Below are 20,161 nucleotides of genomic sequence, written 5' to 3' on the forward strand. Positions count from 1 at the left end.
GCCTGCGCAGAAGGACGCCTGCCGCGCTTACTGCAGGCGCATGGCTCACTGCAGGCGCATACCGTGAGGCAGCCTGTCCATGCGGCTGGCGAAGACGTCTTTTGCCTTCTGCGCGTTCTGCGCTCGCCGGTAGCCGTCCCAGCGCTGGAACTCCACGATCGTGGCAATGAACTCTTCGGGCAGTGTGCCCATTGGGGGAGCCGGGGCAGCGTAGTTGTTGAGCTCATCGGCGATTTCCACCGCTCGCGCCCACCGGGATTCCTTCGTGTGCATGTGAGCCGTTGCGAGGAACTGTGCCGCGCGGTGTTGCAGGGGTGCGGGGATCGGGGAAATGTCAGCGCTGCGCGCCCAGGCCGCCAATTCGGGCTTGACGGGATTGGTGCGCGTCGCCGGCAGCTTTGCCCGTTCGCTGATGGCGATGGTGCCCGCCAGGTGATCGCCCAGCCGCTTCGTGTCAGCGGAGAACAAACCCACGAGAGCCGCGACACCGCCTCCGGAGCCCAGAATCTCAAAAGGCCACAGGAGGGCGCGGATGAGGCTGTGGCGAAAAGCCAGGGCGCCCCCGTCGTCGCGGACGATCCGCAGTCCCACAATGAGCTTGCCGACAGAACGGCCGCGCGTCAGAAATTCGACGATGCAGGGCACGCCCACAAGAATGAAGATCGACGCGAGCGTGACGATCGTGATGGCAAGCAATTCGCCGCTGTAGGTGTCGACATTGCTCAGAAGGTATGCCAGCCCGATGAAGTAGGCGATGTAGACGACCGTGTAGATCGCGAAGTCAATAGCGCACGATGCCGCCCGCGCCATGAGGGATGCGGGGCGGATGCTGAGGCTGATGGCCTCACCGGTGACGAGTTTGCTCACCCGTACATCCTCGCATATTCGCCGCCGGGTCAAGATGCCTTAATCTGGTCTTTATGGATCCCATTCTGCTGGCCGCTTTGAATTCGCCGGACTGGAAAGAGCTGCAGCGCCTTTCGAAGAAGTCGCGCCTGTCCGGCCCCGAGGTGGCAGAGTTCAACCGCCTGTACCGCAGGGCGAACAAAGACCTGTCGCATCTGCAGACGGTCGCCCCGGAATCAGACGCCGCGGTCTACTTAAGCAGGGTAGTTCTGCAGGCGAGGGTCCACTTCGGCTCTGTTCCCGGTTCTGCGAAGTCGACGGCCACGCGCTTCTTCGGGCAGTCGCTGCCGGCGGCACTGTATTCGCTGCGCTGGTATTTTGTCGGCGTTTTTGTGCTGTTCACGGGTGTTGCCGTGGGCACCCACATCTGGGCGGCAACCACGCCGGGTCTGCTTGACTACATGCTGCCGCCGGAAGCACAGCGCGAGATCGCCGAACGCGGCTTTGTCGCCTACTACCGCGAAAACCCCAGTTCGGTCTTCGCCCTGGGCGTGTGGGTCAACAACGCTTGGATTGCCGTGCAGTGGGTGGTGCTCGGCATCACCGGGATCTACGTAATCAACGGCATCATCATGAACGCGGCGAACACGGGGATCATGGCCGCTGTTATGTATGAGGCCGGCTACGCGGAGGACTTCTGGAAGTTCATCCTGCCCCACGGTGTCCCGGAGATCACGTGCATCCTCATTGCCGCTGCCGCGGGTCTGAAGATCTTCACGTCTTGGATCATTCCGCGCAATATGACGCGACGTCAGGCTGTGGCCAAAGAGGGCCGTTCGCTCATCACGGTTGCCATGGGACTCGTGATCTTCCTGTTCCTGTCCGGGCTCATCGAAGGCTTCATCACGCCGTCCTACATGCCTTTCGGAATCAAGATGATCTTCGGTGCTGCACTCACCATCGGCATCGTCGCCTACACGATTGCGCTGGGTCGTCCCGCCTACCTTGCGGGTCTCGACGGGGACCTCGACGAGGAGCGCGCCGGCTACCGCACCGTCACCGTCCAGTAAGCCCGACCACAGAGAAAGCCGTGGTCAGCAGACCACGGGGCAGGCACCTCGTACGTCAATTCACGAGGTGCCGCTCGTCAGAGCTTCCCCTGCGCCTTAAGCCGGATGTAGAGGTCCGCAAGCGCCGGCGGGAGCTTCTCTTCGGGTTCGGTGAGTGAATAGACGCCGCTTGCCGACATTGCGCGGCTCAGCGCACGCTGATTGAGCATTTCCCGCTGTGCCGCACCGGCCCGGTACACCTGAGCGGGCGAATAGACCTCGTCGGCCATGTCCTGCAGCTGCGGATCGGAAACCGAGGCGAACGCGATCTGGTGGCCGCGCTTGAGCAGCGGCAGCGACGGCAGAACGTCCTCCTGGATGGTGATGGCATCCAGGGGAGTGAGGAACACGACGAGCGCCTGTGTCGAGCAGCGCTTGAGAACCTCAGAGGCCATGACCTGCCAGTCGGATTCGTACAGGCTGGGGAAGATGTCCGCGATCTCCTCATCAAAGCGGGGGATCGCCTTTTCCCGGGCCAGGGGGCCGAACGCGGTGCGGATCCTGGCATCGGCCACGATCACATCCACGCGGTCGCCAGCCGAACCGGCCAAAGCCGTCAGCAGCATCGCCGCTTCGACGAACGTGTCGAACTGCGTGCCCTCAGCCGAGCGCTTCGCCGCCAGCCGGCCTGAGTCGATGACGATCACCACGCGACGGTCACGTTCGGGCCGCCACGTCTTGACCATGACCTCCTGGGCACGCGCCGTGGCGCGCCAGTCAATTGAGCGCACATCATCACCCGGCACGTATTCGCGCAGCGAATCGAACTCGGTTCCCATGCCGCGCACCATGAGTGCCGTGCGGCCCTCCAGTTCCCGCAGGCGGTGCAGACGCGAAGGCAGGTGGCGCCTCGACAGGAACGGGGGAGTGATCGCAACCTGGGCCGGAACATCAAATGACACCTGACGGCCGGCAATCCCCAAGACCGAAAAGCTGCGCAGCGTGACCTTGTCCGCTGACAGCCAGCCGCGGCGCGTGGGAGTGAGCGTCTGTCGGCGCACGTGCGATTCGCCCGCGGCAAGACGACAGCGGTCCCGGTTGTTCTCAGCACCGGCACTGGGCGACCACGCATCACGCAGGTGCAGCCTGTACGTGCGCTTGGTGGGATTGTGCAGGGTGAGGTCGGCCCACGTTTCCTGGCCCAGACGAACCTTGCCGCCGGCAGTGCGCGCCGCCTCAATCCTGCGCGGGGACGGCGTGATGAGCAGGTCGACGACAATGCCGACCAGCAGCACCGTGATCCCGATGAGCGCGGCCGCGGTCGTCTGCAGGGCAACAACGCCTACGCCGATGATCCCGGCGAAGACCATGGTGCGCCACGTGAGAACCATCAGCGCGGAACCGCAACCGTCGACACGATCGATTCGAGAACATCGTCGACGTCGAGACCGTCCATGTGCGCTTCAGGGTTGAGGCGCACACGGTGGCGGAAGGAAATCGGCACGAGGAACTTGATGTCATCCGGGGTGATGAACGCCCGCCCGTACAGCCACGCGTGAGCCCGCGCGGCAGACAGAAGGCGAGTGGCGCCTCGGGGAGACACACCCAGTTCCAGTGACGGGGCCTGGCGTGTGGCCTGCACGAGGTCGACGATGTAGCCGAGCACTTCCGGGGCGCAGTAGACATCTGCCACGCGCTCGCGGGCAGCGAGGATCCCCTCGGCGTCGATCTGCGGGGTCACCCCGGCATCGGCCAATTTGTCGGCTGCGAAGCCGCCTGCGTGACGCTGCAGAATGTCAAGCTCAGCATCGCGCTGCGGCAGGTTCATCTGGACCTTGAACAGGAAGCGGTCCAGCTGGGCTTCTGGCAGCGGGTAGGTGCCGTCGTACTCGATGGGGTTCTGGGTGGCGGCAACGAGGAACGGCTGGGGCAGGGAGTACGTGTTGCCGTCGACCGACACCTGCTTCTCTTCCATCGCCTCGAGTAGGGCCGACTGGGTTTTCGGCGGGGTGCGGTTGATTTCGTCGGCGATGAGGATGTTGGTGAACACCGGGCCGGGACGGAACTCGAAGTCGCCGGTCTTGGCGTCGTAGATGGTCGAACCGGTCACATCGCTGGGCATGAGGTCCGGGGTGAACTGGATGCGCGCGTGATCGAGCTCAACAGCGTGCGACAGCGCACGCACCAGCAGCGTTTTGGCGACACCGGGAACACCTTCCAGCAGCACGTGGCCACCCGTGAGAAGCGCAATGAGCAGAGCGTGCGTGGCGTGGCCCTGACCGACGACCGCGTTAGCAGTGGCGCTGCTGACAGCGCCGAAGCGTGCCCGCAGTTCGTGGTCGACGTCCGTCAGCTGGTGATCCTGGGCCAGGCGGTCAACAAGCGACGATGCGGGCTGTGCGCCGGGCTGCTGAGCGCTCGCCTGGGGGTTCGGCTGGGCGGGAGCCGCTGCCGAGGCGGAGTCGGCGGGGGCGGGCACCGAACCGGACGGCTGTGCGCCGGGCTGGTGCGCGCCGGGCTCGTTCTCCGGCATGTCTGGGATGGGAGCGCTGGGGTCGTGCTGGTTTGTCATAGTCGCCTTTCGAGTTCGCTGATGGCCTGAGCCAGGCTGACAAGTTCTGCGTCTGATGTCGGTTCTGCGTGCAGCAGAAGGTGCTCGATGCGCTGTGGACTCTCGCCCAGTTTGGCCGCGACCGCGCGGCAGACGTCTTCTGCCGGAGCTGACGTGGGCACGCTGAGCTTGCGGGCCAGCGAGATGATCGCGGCCTGCTGAATGGGTCGCAGGGTTTCTGGTCGGGCCCCGGCTCGCTGCAGAAGACCCGCGTGTCCGGTCACGGTTTCCTTTGCCGGAACAGTCACCGGCAGGTGCTCGGCAGCCAGTGGGCCGAAGCGGCGTCCGCGCCACAGCAGAGCCACCAGAGTGAGCACGCCGATCCACAGGACTGCGAAGTACACCCACTGGGGAACGAAATCCTGGGTCTCCTGGATATCGGAGTCGATGAAGTCATCGGGATTCGGCCAGAACAGGACGACGGAATCTGCGTCCGCGACGAGACCCATAGCCAGTGAGGCATTGCCGTGCAGGGCGATCTCGTCGTTGCCGATCCAACTGCTGTTGCCCATCACCGTCATAGTGCCCTTGCCGACCGGAGCTTGGACGAGGCCGGAGGCCTGCTTGCCCATGTCGGGACGGTAATAGCACTTCACCGAGTCTTTGTGGGTCGAGTAGTAGTGAATGAAGGGCGCGCTGACCGGGCCTGCCTTCTTGGCCGCGGGGTAGTCACAGGCAGGTTCGCGGGATTCTTCAAAATCGTCGGGGCCGGCGAATTCCTCTGTGGGGTGGATTGTGTTTCCCCAGCCGCCCATGTCGTACGGGGCTGAAAGGATCACGTGGCCGCCTTTTTGAGCTGCGGCGGTGATCTTCTGCCTGCTGTCGACGGATATGTCGTCCGGGTTGATGACAACGACCGTTGTGCCAGGTTTGGCAGCGGCTTTCACGGCTGTGTCGAAGTTGTCGGTCTTCTTAAGCTTGGCGCCGTGGTCTTCAAGAAGTTTGGCGTAGGCGTGAGTTCCGTCTGCGGCGAAGCTGTCGTAGTGCCCGGAGCGTGTTTCGTCGCGTTCCGCGGAGGTCAGCGTGATCGCCGCACTGGCCATGAGGAGAACAGCCACCAAAACGAGCCACAGACCGGCTGATCGACCAAGGGACTTCAGGCTGCGTCCGGCACCCGCTGAGCGTGTGCCGCGGACCGCGACGTCGAGTGCGGCGCTCATGCCCTCACCTGCTCAGAACCGCGGGAGTTTGCAGCCTCAGCCGAGTCAGCTGTTTCCTGACCGGGCGCGCGCAGCGCTTGAGTTGCGGAGTCGAGCTGTTCGGCAAATCGGTAGTCGGCTTCGTCGGCTGGATGGCTGCCGAAGACGATCCGGTCGAACAGAGAGGCGGCCTTATTCAGCTTGTCGCTCATAGCCGGCAGTGCCGCGGAAGCCGCGGCTGCAAGCTCCGCTGCAGTCGAGGCGGCCTCGACATCGATGATCCGCTTCTTGTTCAGCTCTGCGAAGACTGCGCGAATCTGGTTGGCAGTGGCATCTGCCCAATTGCCGTTCTCAGCCGCTTCGTGTGCGAGCTTGCGGAACACGCGGGGTTCGACACCGGTGAACTCGGAGTCCATTTCGAACAGCTGCTTCGAGAAGTCGTCGTCGGTGCCGCGGCGAACCCGCCAGATCACAAAGCCCACAACGGCGGCTGTGAACAGGATGACGCCGATGATGAACCACGGGGACTGGGCGTTGTCGACCCCTTCCGCGAGCTTCTGGAAGAACAGGTCGAGCATGCGCTTGATCTTGCCGAAGAACGAAATGTCGACTTCGCTGTAGCGAGGATCAGACAGTTCGCGTTCGGCCCATTCACGGCCCTGTTCTGGGGTGGGCTGCTGCAGTCCGCTCATACTTCCTCCGCTTCTGCTAGGAGGACGAGGTCATAGCCTTCTGAGCGCATGCGCAGGTTGAAGTAGACAGTTGCCAGAAGGGCCGCCCGGTAGGCGTAGAGGAGAACGCCGATGGCCAAAAAAAGCCCAGTGAAGATGGTGCCGAGAACAGCGGCGACAGCAGGCCCCTCGAGCTCGCCGCCGCCGAGCATCAGAATCGAGAGCACGCCGATGACGCCTCCCAAGTAGATGAAAGCGGGTGTGGCGATGATGCCGATGACCTGATTGGCCAGCCAGAACCCGAACACGGTCTGCCCTGCCACCTGCAGGAAGCCGCGGCCGGTCATCTTCCAGGACCGGGCGATGGCGGAGAAGATCCCCACTCGCTCCTGGGCGATGATGCATCCCGTTAGACTCAGGCGAATGCCGAAGAACACCGTCAGCGCCCACCAGACGAGGACGAGCGCTGTGCCGAGAGTCAGGCCGATGACAGTCCCGCCGACGGCGCCGGCGAGAATCGCTGCGGCAAGGAACACTGCGAGGACAACAAGGTGGGCCGTGCCCATAAGCAGTGCCGCACTGAACAGCTTTCGGCGGCATCCCCGGAGGCTCTGCCAGCCCTGGCGCAGCGTCATTGGGCGGCCGAAGAACGCTTCGCGGGCGCCGACGCTCGTCATTCCGCTGAACACGATGAGGATGGCTAGGGTGAGGTATTCGACGATTCCCGCGCCGATCTGCACCACAAAGCTCAGACCGCTCAGAGCTTCTTCGGATGAATTGAGGAGCTTGGTCAAGAAGCTGTGCCCGAAGTACCACGTGATGGCTCCCGCAAGAGCAAAGAGGCCGGCGGTCAGCCCTGCACCGAGTCCTGCGCTGCCGTAGGTCAAGCCGGGGAAGCGGCGCATCAGGCGGAAGCCGCCGTCGAGCACCTCGAAGAAGCCCAAGGGGCGCTTGGGCAGAATCCCCGGGACAGGCGGGGGAGACCATTGGGGCCGGCGGCGAGCCTTGGCGGGAACCCGCTGGCCCGTCGACCAGTCGACGGTCAGACCCCAATCAGGGCTGTTCTGTGTGAACACTTCACTCCTGCGAGATGAGTATTTGACCAGCCCATCATTCCACAGGTTCCCGTGATCAGGCTGCGCGAAAATCGGCGGGCCGAAGTGAAAACCTTTGGTGGGTAGGGAACAATAAAAACTATGAACGCACGGATTCTTGTGGTAGACGACGACACGGCGCTGGCCGAAATGATCGGCATTGTGCTGAAGTCAGAAGGATTTGACCCCGATTTCTGCGCCACCGGCGATGGCGCCCTCGGAGCATTCCGCGAATCCAAGCCCGACCTCGTGCTTCTTGACCTCATGCTTCCCGGCAAAGACGGCATGGAAGTCTGCCGCGAAATCCGCCGGGAATCCGATGTCCCGATCATCATGCTCACGGCCAAATCCGACACGGTCGACGTTGTCGCCGGTCTCGAAGCCGGGGCCGATGACTATGTCCCCAAGCCGTTCAAGCCCAAGGAGCTCGTCGCCCGGGTGCGCGCCCGACTGCGCATCACCGAACCCACAGCGCCGGAGCACCTGACCGTCGGGGACGTCACCATTGACGTGTCCGGTCACAACGTGACCCGCGGCGGAGAGCCGATTTCGCTTACGCCCCTGGAATTCGACCTGCTGACCGCACTGGCCCGCAAGCCGTGGCAGGTGTTTTCGCGCGAACAGCTGCTGGAAGAAGTGTGGGGCTACCAGCACTCGGCTGATACGCGCCTGGTCAATGTGCACGTGCAGCGTCTGCGCTCGAAGATCGAGCGCGACCCTGAGAATCCTGAAATCGTCGTCACCGTCCGCGGCGTGGGCTATCGGGCCGGTCACGCTGCGTGAGACTCTGGAAGACCGTCCGTCGGCTGGCGTTGCGGGCGTACCTGTTCACGGTTCGGCTGTTCCGCCGTTCGCTGCAGGTGCGCGTCGTTGCGCTGACGCTCATTCTGTCGATGGCGGCGGTCCTTCTGGTCGGTTCATACGTATCGCGGGAAATCGCCCGCGGCCTGTATGAGGCCAAACTGCAGTCGATCACCTCGCAGACTGCCGGCTACGCATCAGAGCTCGAATCCACCGCAACGTCGGAGGGCATCGCACAGCTGAGCGAAACCGTGAACACACAGCTGCGCGGCATGATGGCCCGGTCGTCGACCCCGCTGCGCAGCATCGCCCTGGAACCGCGGGATCGCGGACGCTCGGTCGCCCCGATCATCGCCCTGCCGTACGGCCAGGAGCCGGTTCGGCCCTCAGAGCTCGACGAGGAATTTCTCAGCCGGGCACAGGAAGCCCCGGCGGGCACCCAGACGTACCAGTCGATCACCCTGCCGGGCGCGCAGCACTCTCCCGGAATCGTGGTCGCACAGACAGTCTCGCTGCCCGGCAGCGGCAAATTCGACCTGTACGTTGTTGCCGACCTGCAGGAAGAGCAGAACACGCTGAGCTTCATCCAGCGTGCGCTCACAGTTGCCGGCATTGTCATGGTCGTCCTCGTCGTGGCTGTGGCCTGGCTTGTGACAGGGCTTGTGGTGTCACCCATCCGCTCAACGGCGCGGGCTGCGCTTCGCTTGGCCGACGGTGACCTCGATGAACGCGTCACCGTCACCAGCCACGACGAACTCGGCGCATTGGGCCGCAGCTTCAACGACATGGCGGACACTCTGCAGGACCAGATTGTGCGGATGAAAGAGCTCACCGTGCAGCAGCGCCAGTTCGTGTCGGATGTTTCTCACGAACTGCGCACACCGCTGGCCACGATCGGTGCGGCCACCGAAATGCTGTATGCCGAAAAGGACGAGCTCGACGAAACCGGGCAGCGCTCCCTAGAGCTGCTGAAGTCCCAAGTGGAGCGCTTTGAGCTGCTCCTGTCGGACCTGCTTGAGGTTTCGCGGCATGACGCTGGTTTCGTCAAGCTGGAAACTACTGAACAGGACATCACAGAAATCGTGTCCAATGTGGTCGACGGGCTGACCTTCGTGGCTGAGCAGTCCGGCAGTCAGATCGTCATGCACACCCCGTCTACCCCCGTAACCGCGGAAGTCGAGCAGATCCGCATCGGCAGGATCCTGCGCAACCTCATCGTCAACGCGATCGAACACGGCGACAAGAAGAACATCGACGTGTATGTTGCGGCGACCGCAGAGTCGTGTGCGGTCAGCATCCGCGATCACGGTGTCGGGTTGACCGCAGATCAGGTCGAGCACGTGTTCGACCGATTCTGGCGCGGTGATCCATCGCGGCGTCGTACGCTCGGCGGCACCGGCCTGGGCCTGGCGATCGCACTGGAAGACGCCCACCTGCACGGCGGGTGGCTGCAGGCGTGGGGCAGGCCGGCAGGCTCGGGCAGCGCGCCCTTCATTCACTACTACTCTACCCACACCGAGCTGACATCCTCACCGCTGCCGCTGCCGCCGGCAGACGCCCCGAGCAGCGGACCTGAAGCTCCCGTCGGCAAAGGCACCTCGGACGGCGCGGTGCGCGTGCAGACCGGCTCGATACCGATTGTCGTTGAAACCGCATCACCGTCTGATGCGGCGGACGAGGACGGAGGACAGCCATGACCAGCAGGCTCCGGAAACTCGCGGCGGCTGTGACGGCCTGCCTTCTGACGTTCAGTGCGGCCGGCTGCGCCACGATTCCCCACAGCGGGCAGATCGGAACGGTCGCCGTGGAGGACTCCGACAACGACGTCCAGTCCCGCACCGACCCGGACGGCCCGGCACCCGGTGCCAGCCCCGCCTCGATCGTGCGCGGCTTCCTGGCAGCCGGTTCGAGCCCTGCCAGCAGCTTTGCAGTGGCCCGCTCTTTCTTGACTGACGATTTCGCCGGCGAATGGAGCCCGCTCAAAAGCGTCTCGATCGTCGAATCGGGTCTGTCGCTGGAGAGCCTCACAGCTTCTGTGACAACCGATTCGCGCAGTGTGTCGTTTACGGTTCCCGTGCAGGCATCCCTCGATTCCGCACACGTCTACCGCGACAGCCCCTCGGGTACAGAGACGAAGCTGAAGTTCAGCCTTCGCCAGGTCAACGGCGAATGGCGGATCTCGGATGCTCCCGACGGCATCGTGCTGTCAGAAGCGAACTTCAATCGGCTCTTCCAGGCATATCCGCTGTACTTCTTCACGCAGGACTATTCATATCTTGTTCCCGACGTGCGGTGGTTTGTCCGCAGCAACAGCACGCTGACGGAAGTGGCCCGCCAGCTGCTTCGGGGACCCGCGGACAATCTGCGCGGAGCTGTCATCTCGGCCGTTCCGGAAGGTACGACGCTCGAACCGTCCGTCGTCACAGTCGAAGGCGGCACAGTCGACGTGGGCCTGTCCCAGGAAGCCGGTGACCTGGACAAAGGGACAAGCAAGCGCCTGTACTCCCAGATATCCCAAACCCTGCGGGCCAACACCTCGATCTCTGATGTGCGCGTGCAGACACCCCAGTCGAACATCACCTCGGGCTCCGACGTGTCAGCTGACCTGCCGGTCGATGCGCCCGCCGTTGTGGTTTCGGAAGGGAAGATCGCGGAAGTTCGAGGCAACTCCTTCGAACCGGTTCCCAATTCGCCGAAAGTGTCGGACAAGGTCCTTCCGGCCCAGTCCTATGACGGGAACACCTACTACTACACGAATGAGAACCGCAAGCAGGTCGAGCGCTTCAGCGCAGAAAAAGACGTCGAAACCCTCATCACCGGAAAAGACTTTGTGGGCGTGAGCGCTGACCGTTTCGAATGGGTGTACACGGCCGAAGCCAAGTCGGCGGAGATCCGCGCCGTGGGCAAAAACGGCGAACTCGTGAAGATGGCGGTGCCGTTCGCCAAAGACCGCACCATCAAGCGAATCGCGGTCTCCCGCGAAGGCAGCCGGCTGGCCGTCCTGACTTCCGCTGCGGACGGCACCCGCATCGACGTGGTGGGAATCGTCCGCTCCCGAGGCGGAAAGCCCAACCATCTGACCGCGGGGGCGCCGCTGTCGGTCGGCCAGAAATTCGATCAGGTTGCGGACTTCAGCTGGGCCGGCGGATCTTACCTGGCCGTGCTGTCCGCGGATGATGCTTCGGCTGGTGCTTACCGCGTGTGGGTCGGCGGACCGTCCGTGGGACTGGGGTCAATTTCCGGCGGCCAGACGATCTCGGCTGCCGGCGACCTCGGCAGCATGCGGGTTGGGGCTGAGAGCGGTGATGTCTACACCTACACGTCCGGGACGTGGCAGCGAATCGTCGGCGCAAAGGCCTGGAACCCCACGTACCCGGGCTGACCGTGAAGCTGCTGTCCGACATCGCCGACCTGCTCCTGCCGCGCGTGTGTGCAGGGTGCGGAATCGAAACCGTGTCGCTGTGCGGCGACTGCATCGAAGCTCTCGATGGACCCGTTGTGCGCAGCCAACCGCGCTTCGGCCACCTGCCGGTCAGCGGGGCGGGCGTGTACGACGGTGTGCTGAGGAATGTGCTCGTGGCCTATAAGGAAAACGGCAGACGTGACATCGTGGCCGTTTTGGGTCTTCTCCTGGCCCGTGCCGTCGTCGATTCCCTTCAGAACAGCCAGGTTGACGGCAAGCCGGTGATCCTCGTTCCGGTGCCCTCGTCATCGTCCGCTGTGCGCAGGCGAGGAGGCAACCACGTTGCCGCATTCGCTGAGTCAGCAGCCCAGATGCTGCGCTCTGACGGGCTGCGGGCTGGGTGCGCCGATGTTCTCACCGTCAGCCGCCACCGCGACCAGGTAGGCTTCGGCAGTGCGGCCCGGAAGGCAAATGTCGAAGGTACACACGCCATCGCCCGCGAACACACTCACCTGGTACGACAGTGGGATAGGCGGGCGAAGGTCGTCGTCGTCGACGACATTTCCACCACGGGGGCAACGGGTGCGGAATCGACGCGCGCCCTCATGAATGCCAGGTGCACACCGGATGGACTGGCGGTTATCGGAATCGCGCGGGGGAGTTCTCGTCAGCCTGAGCTCGATGCGGTTTAATGAAGGTGACCATCGTTGTTGATGGTTTCCCGACGTCAAAGGAGAGCACAATGGACATCGTCGTCAAGGGACGCGGCCTCGCCATCTCGGACAGCTTCCGCACCCACATTGAGGACAAGATCTCCAAGGCCGAAAAGCTCAGCCCTGATGCCCAGGCCGTTGAAGTCAACATCACCCACGAAGACAGCGTGCGTCGTCCAGACGAGGCCTTCCGCGTGGAAATCACCGTGTTCAGCAAGGGAGCGGTTCTGCGCGCCGAAGCGCACGCTTCAGACAAGTACGCGGCACTTGACCTCGCTTGGGCGAAGCTCCTTGAGCGTCTGCGCCGGGCACGTGATCGCCGCAAGATCTCCCGCAAGGGCGGCCACCGTCGCCAGTCGACCGGTGAAGCATTCGCCGAAATGCCCGTTGTCGACGCCCCGGCAGCCCCCGCAGCCGCCGAAGACGGCGAACCGGCAGTCGAAGAAGACGGCGACGCCGAGGAAGCAGACCCCACCAACGGCCGCATTCAGGCTGAAGGCGATTCTCCGGTTCTGCTGCGCGAAAAGACCTTCCCGGCCGAGCCGATCGGCATCGAAGAAGCTCTCAACCGCATGGAGATGGTCGGCCACGACTTCTACCTCTTCATTGACGAAGAAACCTCGCAGCCGTCGGTCGTCTACCGCAGGCGCGGCTGGAGCTACGGTGTGATCGCACTGGACGACTCCAAGAACAGCTGACCTGTCAGCCCTGCTGAAACAGCGCGGCGGATGCTTCACGGCATCCGCCGCGTTCTGTTTTCTGGAGTCGGAGTGGGGCAGCACTGACAATCCGATGGGCGATGTCGCCTGCTGGCTCGTTCGGCCCGCAGGCTGTCCGCGCGACATGCGCGCAACTGCGCGTTAGACTTGTCGGGCGCATGTCGAGATTCGCTGCGCTGAGACGGACAGAGGAGAAACGTGGCCAACATCCTTGAGAAGCTGCTTCGGTTCGGCGAAGGACGCACCCTGAAGAGGCTCCGGAACTACGCCACGGCGATCAACAACCTGTCCGACGAATACAGCGACATGACTGACGCGCAGCTGCGTGAAGAAACCGACCGCTACAAGGCCCGTGTTGCCGACGGCGAAAGCCTTGACAAGCTTCTTCCGGAAGCTTTCGCAGCTGTCCGCGAAGCCTCCACGCGCACGGTCGGACTGCGCCACTTCGACGTGCAGCTCATGGGCGGCGCCGCACTGCACATGGGCAATATTGCCGAAATGAAGACCGGTGAAGGCAAGACGCTGGTCGCCACAGCGCCGTCGTACCTCAACGCACTGACCGGCAAGGGCGTGCACGTCGTGACGGTCAACGACTACCTGGCCAGCTACCAGTCAGAACTCATGGGGCGTGTGTTCCGGTTCCTCGGAATGGAAACCGGCTGCATTATGTCGAACATGGCGCCCTCCCAGCGTCGCAAGCAGTACGCCGCTGACATCACCTACGGCACCAACAACGAATTCGGCTTTGACTACCTGCGCGACAACATGGCGCTGGAAGTAGCCGACATGGTCCAGCGCGGCCACAACTTCGCAATCGTCGACGAAGTCGACTCGATCCTCATTGATGAAGCGCGCACCCCGCTCATCATTTCGGGTGCTGCTGAAGGCGACGCCAACCGCTGGTTCGGCGAATTCGCCACGATCGTCAAGCGCCTCAAACTGGACCGCGACTACGAAGTCGACGAAAAGAACCGCACCGTCGGCATTCTCGAGCCCGGTATTGAGCGGGTTGAGAACTACCTCGGCATCGGCAACCTCTACGACGAAGACCACACGTCGCTCATCAGCTTCCTCAACAACTCGATCAAGGCCAAAGAGCTGTTCAAACGCGACAAGGACTACGTCGTCCTCGACGGCGAAGTCATGATCGTCGACGAACACACCGGACGTATACTGCCCGGCCGTCGCTACTCGGAGGGTCTGCACCAGGCGCTGGAAGCCAAGGAGAACGTCGAAGTTCAGGCCGAGAACCAGACTCACGCCACGATCACACTGCAGAACTACTTCCGCCTGTACGACAAACTGTCGGGCATGACCGGTACCGCCGAAACCGAAGCTGCCGAGTTCAACTCGACCTACAAGCTCGGCGTCGTGCCGATTCCCACGAACAAGCCGCTGCTGCGCGAAGACAAGCCCGACCTCGTCTACCGCAATGAAAAGGTGAAGTTCGACGCGGTTGTCGAAGACATCGCCGAGCGCCACGAAGAGGGCCAGCCGGTTCTTGTGGGCACCACCAGCGTGGAAAAGTCCGAATACCTGTCGGGTCTCCTGGCCAAGCGGGGCATCCGCCACGAGGTCCTCAACGCCAAGAACCACGCGCGCGAAGCCGCAATCGTCGCAATGGCCGGCGTCAAGGGCGCGGTTACGGTCGCCACCAACATGGCCGGCCGCGGTACCGACATCATGCTCGGCGGCAATGCTGAGCACATTGCGGTGGCAGAAATGGAGAAGCGCGGCCTGGACCCGGCCGATGACTCCGAAGAATACGAAGCCCAGTGGCCAGCCGTTCTCGAAGCGGCTGAAAAGCAGGTCGAGGAAGCCGCGGAGGAAATCCGCGAACTCGGCGGCCTCTACGTTCTGGGCACAGAGCGCCACGAATCCCGTCGTATTGACAACCAGCTGCGCGGACGCTCCGGCCGTCAGGGTGACCCCGGTGAATCGCGCTTCTACCTGTCGATGCGCGACAACCTCATGCGCCTGTTCGGCGCCGGTGCCGCTGAACGCGCACTCGCTCTTGCGAACACCCCGGAAGATGAACCGCTTGAATCGAAGATGGTCAGCCGCGCAATCCTGTCGGCACAGAACCAGATCGAGCAGCGCAACGCGGAACAGCGCAAGAACGTCCTGAAGTACGACGATGTTCTCAACCGCCAGCGCACCGTCATCTACGACGAACGCCAGCGCGTTCTCGAAGGCGACGACTTCGAAGACCAGATTCACGACTTCCGCGACGATGTCCTGCGCGCCTACGTCGAAGGCGCGACGGTCGGCGATCCCGAAGACTGGGAAATGGACAAGCTGTTCGTTGCGCTGCAGGACCTCTATGCCACCTCGATTACGCCGGAAGACCTCTACGAGGACGCGGGAGGCAAGAACAGCCTCAACCGCGAAAAGATCCTCGAAGAAGTCCAGGCGGATGCCGACCTCGCCTACGAAAAGCGCGAAGAAGAACTCGGTTCAGAAGCGCTGCGCCAGCTTGAGCGCCGCGTTCTGCTGACCAGTATCGACAAGCGCTGGCGTGAGCACCTGTACGAAATGGACTACTTGAAGAACGGCATCGGCCTGCGCGCTATGGCGCAGCGCGATCCGCTCGTGGAGTATCAGCGCGAGGGCTTTGAGATGTTCACCCGAATGCAGGACGGCATCAAGGAAGACGCCACGCGCCTTGTCAACAAGCTGCAGGTGCAGGTCAAGACCGTCAAGAGCGACGAGGTCGAAGTTGAGTCCGATGTCTTCCGCACCAAGCTGCCCAAGCTGACGCTGGCCGGCCCCAGCGAATCTGGGGAAAGTGAAGCGCGCACGGACACTGCGGCGGACGACGACGGCGGTTCGGGCAACCGCGCTGAACGCCGCAAGAAGAAGCGTCGCTGAGGCCCCGGTCTGAGCACTGACGAGCCCCCGTGCTGCGAATCGCAGTGCGGGGGCTCGCTGTTTGTTGCCGTGTTCGTTCCGCAGGGGTGCCTGCTGTCGGTTCAGGCAGTCAGATATTCGCGGACGATCCACCGGTCGCGATTCTTCTCCAAACGCAGCGCGCAGGCTTTTGTGCGGGGCCGCAGAGCGATCGACACAGCGGCTTCTATGACGTTCGGCGCAGGTGAGCTCAAGCGCGGCCGGCCGATGCCGCGGATGTAGTCAACCTGCTGTTCGGATCGCAGTGTGCGGCGCATCCGCAGTGCGGAGACCACGGAGCTGCGGACTTCCGGGTCGAGCCAGCGTTCAATGGACTGCAGGGTCCGCACACCGTATTCGACTTCGGTCAAAGCGGTGACGATTGAGCGCACAAAGGCGGCTGCGGCTGCTGCTTCGCGCTGTTTTTTGGCAGCTGTCTGCTCTTCGGAAGTCGGCGGGCGCTTGTTGAACATGCGGGTACGAGGTGTCGCGGGTCGGGTCAGGGTAAGTGGTTCGGCGGTCATGGCAGCTCCAGTTCGGTGTCGGGGTAGATGAGGTCGGGGTTGCCGCCCAGGGTGTCGGCATTGGCTTTGCTGATGGCGCTTACGCGTTCAGCTGTTGTCTGGCCGGGTTTCGGGTGGGCGATGGCGATCTTCCAGATGCTGTCGCCCTTTTTGACTGTTACGCGCTGAGGCGATTCGGGTTTCGGTGCTGTGTGTTCGGCTTCTTTGCCGTGCGCGTCCTGTTTGCGCTGCTCGGGTTGAGGTTCTTGTTCCTTCGGTTCCTTGGTCTGCGTCCGAGGCGGTTTCGGTTCGGGCTTCTGTGTTGGCCAGCTGGGGTCAGCCGGTGGGGCCGTGCTCGGTTCGGGGTAGGGGGTGTCGCCCGGCGGGGACGTCGGCCAGTGCGGCGGAGGTGTTTGCGTGCCCTCGGTCTGGGGTGCTGTCGACTCACCGTGTGCGGCCTCTGCTTGTGAGGGCGAATTCTGCGCCGGTGCCGCGTGGGCTGTTCCGGCGGCGAGAACGACCGCTGTCATGGATGCGGCTGATGCTTTCAGTGCGGCGGGGGCGATCCTGCGCGCCCACGTGGCAAGTGCGACTGCGCCCGGCACGCCGATGAGGTCAAAGACGCGAGCCGCCGCGATGAGTACGAGCGACAGCTGCAGGCGAAGACCGGCGAGGGCTGCCGCGCAGAGTGCTGTTACGACTACCGCGGCACCGATGTCTGCGTTGAGCGCTCGGTCTGCGAAAGAGGGACCCGCTGTGAGCAGCGCGGCGCATATCAGCAGGTGCAGAGCGGATGCTCCCACATGGATTTCTGTTGGCTTCATGTTCACTCCTTTGTGATCATCTGCAACCAAAGTACATGATTAAACGCAAAACACAAGAATGTTCGAATAAGTGCGAATAAAATCTTCAAGCCATGGTTTGGCCGTGTGACTGCAGGCACAATGTGGGTATGGATCGTTTTGATGAGCTTTTTGCTGATTTAGAGGGCCAGGCTGCGGCCGAGAGAGCGCGCGAACGCGAGGGCGAGTTCGGTGACCTTGTTGCCGAGAGCTTCTATGAGGTCACCTTTGTGGAGCGCTTGGCCGGCGCAGTCGGTGAGCGCGTCGATCTGCGCACTGTGTCTGGAGCTGTTTCCGGCGTGCTGACCTCGGTGGGTGAAGGGTGCTGCTGTATTGACGGCGGAGTTCTTGTGATGCTCGCAGCTGTCGAAGGCGTGGCACTGAAGCCTCGAGAGCACGCGGTGCAGGAGCGCTGGAGGTCTGCGCGTTCAATTCTGGGGCAGTGGTGTGCTGAGCGTAAGCAGGTACGGGTTGAAACTGCAGGAACAACACTGGAGGGGACGCTGCACGCTGTTGCGCGTGACTATCTGCAGCTTCGCAGACGAGGCGCCTTTGAGCTGGTGCCTTTGCGCAGGATTTCTGTGGTCCGGGTGTTGCAATAGCACCGCTGTACGGATGTGCTCACACGTCAGTGCCGGCTTCGATTTCCTGCTGGGTTTGGGCGTACATGCGCTGAATGTAGTTTTCGATTTCAGCTTTTTCGACGCGCCACTGCCCGCGGCCGCCGACTTTGATGGCCCGCAGTTCGCCGGAGCGGACGAGTGCGCGAGCTCCTGCGGTCGAGATGCTGAGCATTTCGGCGACATCGGTCAGGGGGAGGAAGCGTGTTTCGACGACCATTGCGAGCTCCTTGGTCTGGTGGCCAACCGCAAAGGGGTGGGCGAGGGTGGCGTATCCGTGTATATTCAAAGAAGAATATTCCGTAAACTGCATCAAATGATAGCAAAGTACACCTAACGGCAGATAAATCGATCAATGGAGATCTGATGCACACTGCACCCCGTTTCCGCACTCCCAAGCTGCGTGATCCGCGCGTTCTCATAGCTGTTCTCTTACTTGTCGCCTCCGTTGTCGCCACGTGGCTGGTGGTCACGAGCGTTGCGAAGACGACGACGGTGTGGGCAGCAGCGGAGCCTTTGGCACCGGGCACTGTCATTACGCGCGAGAACGTCCGGCCGGTCGAAGTGCGACTGCCGGAGGACAGCGGCGGATACAAGCGGGCGTCCGATGACGACCTCATCGGCCAGACAGTCCTCAGCCCCATTGCGGCCGGCGACCTTGTACCGGCATCGCAGGTCGGTTCGGGTGACAGCTTGGGCGGTCGACGAGTTTCGCTTCCGCTGCAGCGGTCTCTGCCGGCAGATGTCAAGGCCGGTTCCCGGGTCGATGTGTGGGCGGTTGACATGCGCGAGGACAGGGGAGAACCGCAGCCTGTTCTGCGCAATGCTGCGGTTCTTGCCGTGAATCGCGACGGTGGGGGATTCACTGTCAGTTCGGGTGTGAGCGTTGAGGTGTTCGTGCCCAATGACAGTCTGCAGAAGGTTCTACAGGCCGTTGCGGCTGAAGACCATCTGTCGGTCGTGTCGATTCCGAAGGACCGTCCATGATTTCGGTTGTGCTCGCGGTCGATGTTGAGTTCGAAAGCTCCGCCGCAGCCGCACTTTCGGCTGCCGGCGATATAGCGGTTCGCTCCCGGCCCGCCGATGGGGTTGAACTTGCTGCCGCGATGTCGGCCGGTGCCGCAGAAGTCTATGTGCTGAGCCGCTATTTCCCCGGAGTCGATGCTGAGTTTCGGGATCGCGCGCGCCGGCTGGGTGTGCGCATTCTGGGCTATGGCGCGGGGCTTGTGGCGGACTGGGGTGTGGCTGTCGAGGTGGAGGCCGGCTGTTCGGCGGAAGCCCTGTGTGAGGCTGTGCGCGCCTGTGCTCAGGCTGAACCAGCGGAGGTTTCTGAAGCGCCCGCAGCCGCACCGGTCGAAGCTGGAAGCCCGGGGCGGATTGTCGCCGTGTGGGGCGCTGACGGTGCTCCCGGCCGCTCAACGATTGCGGCAACGCTTGCCGACATCAGCTCGCGGGCTGAGCGCACGGTTCTCGTCGATGCTGACACGGTCCACGCCGGGCAGGCTGTCATGTTGGGCCTGTTGGACGACGCATCGAAGATCGCCGCTTTGTGTCGCAGCGCAGAATCTCTTGACGACACTGTGATTTCTCGCTGTATTGCCCGCATCCGCGATGGCTTGGATGTGGTGACTGGGCTCAGCCGCGCGGATCGGTGGCCGGAGGTGCGAGCCGGCGCACTGACCGCCGTTCTTGAGGAACTGGCCAAGCGCTATCCGGTTGTCATCATCGATGTTTCCGCCCGCGTTGACCCCGATGACCCGCTTGCAGATCCCTTCTATGACCGGCATGCGGCAACCAGGGCGGCTCTGGATGCCGCTGATGAGGTCATCGTGGTCGGCGCGGCGGAACCGCCGGCGCTCGTGAGGCTTATGAATGTCCTCAGCAGCGAGCGTTTTCGGCATGCGGAGAAGACACACGTCGTCGTCAACCGGGTGCGCGAAGGCGCTGTGGGAGCCGATCCCGAGCAGCGCATCCAGCAGACACTTCAGCGCTTTGTCGCATGCGAATCACCGGTTCTGCTGCCGGATGCGCGCGATGCTCTCGACAGGGCAGTTCTTGCCGGCACCACGATCATTGAGTCCGCTCCGAAGAATCCCCTGAGCATTGCCCTGTGGGATTTCGCAAGGCAACTCGGGCTCGCCCCGGCCGGGCGCAGGAGAGCGGGGAGGCCTCGCAGGCGCGGTATTGCGAAGCTGCTGAAGAATTCACCGCGCGACAGCGGGGCTCGCACCGGCGGGCGCGCAGGCATTGGACAATAGGCG

General features: G+C 63.1%; 19 protein-coding genes. 10 read left to right on the plus strand and 9 right to left on the minus strand.

What is annotated here, in order from left to right:
• Positions 1-45 precede the first annotated feature (45 nt).
• Entirely contained in the window at positions 46-867 is an 822-nt protein-coding gene (locus Bravens_RS01685) for an RDD family protein (RefSeq protein ID WP_062019733.1), read from the minus strand.
• Positions 868-920: 53 nt separating this feature from the next.
• Between Bravens_RS01685 and Bravens_RS01690 the strand changes: the two genes are divergently transcribed.
• Positions 921-1,916 carry a stage II sporulation protein M gene (locus Bravens_RS01690; RefSeq protein WP_062019735.1) on the plus strand — a complete coding sequence of 332 codons (996 nt, stop codon included), beginning with the start codon at positions 921-923 and terminating at the stop codon, positions 1,914-1,916.
• A 77-nt stretch (positions 1,917-1,993) separates the two neighbouring features.
• Here the strand turns inward: Bravens_RS01690 and Bravens_RS01695 are convergent, their stop codons facing one another.
• Genes Bravens_RS01695 through Bravens_RS01715 form a run of 5 tightly spaced genes read right to left on the minus strand, consistent with a single transcriptional unit; the run spans position 1,994 to position 7,392 of the window.
• On the minus strand, positions 1,994-3,286 hold the full coding sequence (locus tag Bravens_RS01695) for a DUF58 domain-containing protein (RefSeq protein ID WP_062019737.1): 1,293 nt from the start codon (positions 3,284-3,286) through the stop codon (positions 1,994-1,996).
• Positions 3,286-4,467 (minus strand): AAA family ATPase, encoded by a 1,182-nt coding sequence (locus Bravens_RS01700; RefSeq protein WP_062019739.1) that lies wholly within the window; start codon positions 4,465-4,467, stop codon positions 3,286-3,288. The genes Bravens_RS01695 and Bravens_RS01700 overlap by 1 nt, the downstream gene beginning before the upstream one ends.
• Entirely contained in the window at positions 4,464-5,666 is a 1,203-nt protein-coding gene (locus Bravens_RS01705) for a DUF4350 domain-containing protein (RefSeq protein ID WP_062019741.1), read from the minus strand. The genes Bravens_RS01700 and Bravens_RS01705 overlap by 4 nt, the downstream gene beginning before the upstream one ends.
• Complete coding sequence (locus Bravens_RS01710) at positions 5,663-6,337, minus strand: DUF4129 domain-containing protein (protein ID WP_062019743.1); 675 nt, start codon at positions 6,335-6,337, stop codon at positions 5,663-5,665. The genes Bravens_RS01705 and Bravens_RS01710 overlap by 4 nt, the downstream gene beginning before the upstream one ends.
• Positions 6,334-7,392 (minus strand): hypothetical protein, encoded by a 1,059-nt coding sequence (locus Bravens_RS01715; RefSeq protein WP_062019745.1) that lies wholly within the window; start codon positions 7,390-7,392, stop codon positions 6,334-6,336. The genes Bravens_RS01710 and Bravens_RS01715 overlap by 4 nt, the downstream gene beginning before the upstream one ends.
• Positions 7,393-7,512: 120 nt before the next feature.
• Here Bravens_RS01715 and mtrA point away from each other — a divergent pair, with 120 nt between their 5' ends.
• The 6 genes from mtrA (at position 7,513) to secA (ending at position 15,917) form a co-directional block, all read left to right on the plus strand.
• Positions 7,513-8,193 (plus strand): MtrAB system response regulator MtrA, encoded by a 681-nt coding sequence (mtrA, locus tag Bravens_RS01720; RefSeq protein ID WP_061944026.1) that lies wholly within the window; start codon positions 7,513-7,515, stop codon positions 8,191-8,193.
• Positions 8,190-9,908 (plus strand): MtrAB system histidine kinase MtrB, encoded by a 1,719-nt coding sequence (gene mtrB, locus Bravens_RS01725; protein ID WP_062019747.1) that lies wholly within the window; start codon positions 8,190-8,192, stop codon positions 9,906-9,908. Before mtrA ends, mtrB begins: the two co-directional genes overlap by 4 nt.
• Positions 9,905-11,593, plus strand: coding sequence for an LpqB family beta-propeller domain-containing protein (locus Bravens_RS01730; RefSeq protein WP_062019749.1), 1,689 nt, complete (start codon positions 9,905-9,907; stop codon positions 11,591-11,593). The genes mtrB and Bravens_RS01730 overlap by 4 nt, the downstream gene beginning before the upstream one ends.
• Complete coding sequence (locus Bravens_RS01735; protein ID WP_157452678.1) at positions 11,542-12,306, plus strand: ComF family protein; 765 nt, start codon at positions 11,542-11,544, stop codon at positions 12,304-12,306. The genes Bravens_RS01730 and Bravens_RS01735 overlap by 52 nt, the downstream gene beginning before the upstream one ends.
• A gap of 50 nt (positions 12,307-12,356) precedes the next feature.
• Positions 12,357-13,025, plus strand: coding sequence for a ribosome hibernation-promoting factor, HPF/YfiA family (gene hpf / locus Bravens_RS01740; protein WP_062019753.1), 669 nt, complete (start codon positions 12,357-12,359; stop codon positions 13,023-13,025).
• A gap of 219 nt (positions 13,026-13,244) precedes the next feature.
• The gene (gene secA, locus Bravens_RS01745; protein ID WP_062019755.1) at positions 13,245-15,917 is read left to right on the plus strand and encodes a preprotein translocase subunit SecA; all 2,673 of its coding nucleotides are present in this window, start codon (positions 13,245-13,247) and stop codon (positions 15,915-15,917) included.
• A 101-nt stretch (positions 15,918-16,018) separates the two neighbouring features.
• Here the strand turns inward: secA and Bravens_RS01750 are convergent, their stop codons facing one another.
• Both Bravens_RS01750 and Bravens_RS01755 read right to left on the minus strand, forming a co-directional pair.
• A complete protein-coding gene (locus tag Bravens_RS01750) occupies positions 16,019-16,459 on the minus strand; it encodes an Rv3235 family protein (RefSeq protein WP_062019757.1) in 441 nt (146 codons plus the stop codon).
• The gene (locus Bravens_RS01755) at positions 16,456-17,262 is read right to left on the minus strand and encodes a LysM peptidoglycan-binding domain-containing protein (RefSeq protein WP_062019759.1); all 807 of its coding nucleotides are present in this window, start codon (positions 17,260-17,262) and stop codon (positions 16,456-16,458) included. Before Bravens_RS01755 ends, Bravens_RS01750 begins: the two co-directional genes overlap by 4 nt.
• Positions 17,263-17,390: 128 nt before the next feature.
• On the opposite strand from Bravens_RS01755, the gene Bravens_RS01760 reads away from it, so the two are divergent.
• Positions 17,391-17,882, plus strand: coding sequence for a hypothetical protein (locus tag Bravens_RS01760; protein WP_101672913.1), 492 nt, complete (start codon positions 17,391-17,393; stop codon positions 17,880-17,882).
• Between the two features lie 19 nt (positions 17,883-17,901).
• Here Bravens_RS01760 and Bravens_RS01765 read toward each other — a convergent pair whose 3' ends face one another.
• Complete coding sequence (locus tag Bravens_RS01765) at positions 17,902-18,120, minus strand: helix-turn-helix domain-containing protein (RefSeq protein WP_061944051.1); 219 nt, start codon at positions 18,118-18,120, stop codon at positions 17,902-17,904.
• A gap of 146 nt (positions 18,121-18,266) precedes the next feature.
• Here Bravens_RS01765 and Bravens_RS01770 point away from each other — a divergent pair, with 146 nt between their 5' ends.
• Both Bravens_RS01770 and Bravens_RS01775 read left to right on the plus strand, forming a co-directional pair.
• Positions 18,267-18,887 (plus strand): SAF domain-containing protein, encoded by a 621-nt coding sequence (locus tag Bravens_RS01770; RefSeq protein WP_061944054.1) that lies wholly within the window; start codon positions 18,267-18,269, stop codon positions 18,885-18,887.
• A complete protein-coding gene (locus tag Bravens_RS01775; protein WP_062019763.1) occupies positions 18,884-20,158 on the plus strand; it encodes a CpaE/TadZ family protein in 1,275 nt (424 codons plus the stop codon). Before Bravens_RS01770 ends, Bravens_RS01775 begins: the two co-directional genes overlap by 4 nt.
• The last annotated feature ends 3 nt before the right edge of the window (positions 20,159-20,161 follow it).

Source organism: Brevibacterium ravenspurgense (assembly GCF_001584615.1).
Taxonomy (GTDB): Bacteria; Actinomycetota; Actinomycetes; order Actinomycetales; family Brevibacteriaceae; genus Brevibacterium; species Brevibacterium ravenspurgense.